This window comes from Streptomyces sp. CA189 (assembly GCF_056428985.1).
In genome coordinates, this window is record NZ_JBWJVM010000161.1 from 1 (window position 1) to 3,264 (window position 3,264).

Genomic DNA, 3,264 nt, shown 5'->3' on the forward strand with positions numbered 1-3,264 from the left:
AAGGCTTTATCTTCGCGATGCCGGCCCCAGTGAACTTCGTCCTTTGGATGAGGGTGATGGGTGGCTGGTCGTTGCTTGAGAACTACACAGTGGACGCGAGCATCTGTAGGCCAAGTTTTTAAGGGCGCACGGTGGATGCCTTGGCACCAGGAACCGATGAAGGACGTGAGAGGCCGCGATAGGCCCCGGGGAGCTGCCAACTGAGCTTTGATCCGGGGGTGTCCGAATGGGGAAACCCGGCAGTCGTCATGGGCTGTCACCCACTGCTGAACACATAGGCAGTGTGGAGGGAACGCGGGGAAGTGAAACATCTCAGTACCCGCAGGAAGAGAAAACAACCGTGATTCCGGGAGTAGTGGCGAGCGAAACCGGATGAGGCCAAACCGTATGCGTGTGATACCCGGCAGGGGTTGCGCATGCGGGGTTGTGGGAATTCTTTTGATCGGTCTGCCGGCCGGTCGGCGAGTCAGAAACCGTTGATGTAGTCGAAGGACATGCGAAAGGTCCGGCGTAGAGGGTAAGACCCCCGTAGACGAAACATCAGCGGCTTGCTTAAGAATCTCCCAAGTAGCACGGGGCCCGAGAAATCCCGTGTGAATCTGGCGGGACCACCCGCTAAGCCTAAATATTCCCTGGTGACCGATAGCGGATAGTACCGTGAGGGAATGGTGAAAAGTACCGCGGGAGCGGAGTGAAATAGTACCTGAAACCGTGTGCCTACAAGCCGTGGGAGCGTCGCCGTTATTCTTCGGAATAACGGTCGTGACTGCGTGCCTTTTGAAGAATGAGCCTGCGAGTTAGCGGTGTGTAGCGAGGTTAACCCGTGTGGGGAAGCCGTAGCGAAAGCGAGTCCGAATAGGGCGATTGAGTTGCACGCTCTAGACCCGAAGCGGAGTGATCTAGCCATGGGCAGGTTGAAGCGGAGGTAAGACTTCGTGGAGGACCGAACCCACCAGGGTTGAAAACCTGGGGGATGACCTGTGGTTAGGGGTGAAAGGCCAATCAAACTCCGTGATAGCTGGTTCTCCCCGAAATGCATTTAGGTGCAGCGTCACGTGTTTCTTGCCGGAGGTAGAGCACTGGATAGGCGATGGGCCCTACCGGGTTACTGACCTTAGCCAAACTCCGAATGCCGGTAAGTGAGAGCGTGGCAGTGAGACTGTGGGGGATAAGCTCCATGGTCGAGAGGGAAACAGCCCAGAGCATCGACTAAGGCCCCTAAGCGTACGCTAAGTGGGAAAGGATGTGGAGTCGCAGAGACAACCAGGAGGTTGGCTTAGAAGCAGCCACCCTTGAAAGAGTGCGTAATAGCTCACTGGTCAAGTGATTCCGCGCCGACAATGTAGCGGGGCTCAAGCGTACCGCCGAAGTCGTGTCATTGCAGCAATAGGGCCAACGCCCGCTGTGATGGGTAGGGGAGCGTCGTGTGCCGGGTGAAGCAGCAGCGGAAGCTAGTTGTGGACGGTTCACGAGTGAGAATGCAGGCATGAGTAGCGATACACACGTGAGAAACGTGTGCGCCGATTGACTAAGGGTTCCTGGGTCAAGCTGATCTGCCCAGGGTAAGTCGGGACCTAAGGCGAGGCCGACAGGCGTAGTCGATGGACAACCGGTTGATATTCCGGTACCCGCTTTGAAACGCCCAATATCGAATCAGGCGATGCTAAGCCCGTGAAGCCGTTCCGGACCCTTCGGGGAAAGGAAAGTGGTGGAGCCGGTGACCCAGACTTGTAGTAGGTAAGCGATGGGGTGACGCAGGAAGGTAGTCCAACCCGGGCGGTGGTAGTCCCGGGGTAAGGGTGTAGGCCGAGGGGTAGGCAAATCCGTCCCTCATATAAGGCTGAGACCTGATGCCGAGCCGATTGTGGTGAAGTGGATGATCCTATGCTGTCGAGAAAAGCCTCTAGCGAGTTTCATGGCGGCCCGTACCCTAAACCGACTCAGGTGGTCAGGTAGAGAATACCGAGGCGTTCGGGTGAACTATGGTTAAGGAACTCGGCAAAATGCCCCCGTAACTTCGGGAGAAGGGGGGCCATCACTGGTGATCGGATTTACTCCGTGAGCTGGGGGTGGCCGCAGAGACCAGCGAGAAGCGACTGTTTACTAAAAACACAGGTCCGTGCGAAGCCGTAAGGCGATGTATACGGACTGACGCCTGCCCGGTGCTGGAACGTTAAGGGGACCGGTTAGTCACATTTCGGTGTGGCGAAGCTGAGAACTTAAGCGCCAGTAAACGGCGGTGGTAACTATAACCATCCTAAGGTAGCGAAATTCCTTGTCGGGTAAGTTCCGACCTGCACGAATGGCGTAACGACTTCTCGACTGTCTCAACCATAGGCCCGGTGAAATTGCACTACGAGTAAAGATGCTCGTTTCGCGCAGCAGGACGGAAAGACCCCGGGACCTTTACTATAGTTTGATATTGGTGTTCGGTTCGGCTTGTGTAGGATAGGTGGGAGACTTTGAAGCGGCCACGCCAGTGGTTGTGGAGTCGTCGTTGAAATACCACTCTGGTCGTGCTGGATGTCTAACCTCGGTCCGTGATCCGGATCAGGGACAGTGTCTGATGGGTAGTTTAACTGGGGCGGTTGCCTCCCAAAAAGTAACGGAGGCGCCCAAAGGTTCCCTCAGCCTGGTTGGCAATCAGGTGTTGAGTGTAAGTGCACAAGGGAGCTTGACTGTGAGACCGACGGGTCGAGCAGGGACGAAAGTCGGGACTAGTGATCCGGCGGTGGCTTGTGGAAGCGCCGTCGCTCAACGGATAAAAGGTACCCCGGGGATAACAGGCTGATCTTCCCCAAGAGTCCATATCGACGGGATGGTTTGGCACCTCGATGTCGGCTCGTCGCATCCTGGGGCTGGAGTCGGTCCCAAGGGTTGGGCTGTTCGCCCATTAAAGCGGTACGCGAGCTGGGTTTAGAACGTCGTGAGACAGTTCGGTCCCTATCCGCTGTGCGCGTAGGAATATTGAGAAGGGCTGTCCCTAGTACGAGAGGACCGGGACGGACGAACCTCTGGTGTGCCAGTTGTCCTGCCAAGGGCATGGCTGGTTGGCTACGTTCGGGAGGGATAACCGCTGAAAGCATCTAAGCGGGAAGCCTGCTTCAAGATGAGTATTCCCACCTCCTTGAGAGGGTAAGGCTCCCAGTAGACGACTGGGTTGATAGGCCAGATGTGGAAGCCCGGTAACGGGTGGAGCTGACTGGTACTAATAGGCCGAGGGCTTGTCCTCAGTTGCTCGCGTCCACTGTGTTAGTTCTGAAG

At 56.5% G+C, this 3,264-nt stretch carries 1 rRNA gene; it reads left to right on the top strand.

Features of this window, described 5'->3' with window-relative positions:
• Window positions 1-108 precede the first annotated feature (108 nt).
• Window positions 109-3,232 (top strand): 23S ribosomal RNA (locus tag AC061S_RS44225).
• The last annotated feature ends 32 nt before the right edge of the window (window positions 3,233-3,264 follow it).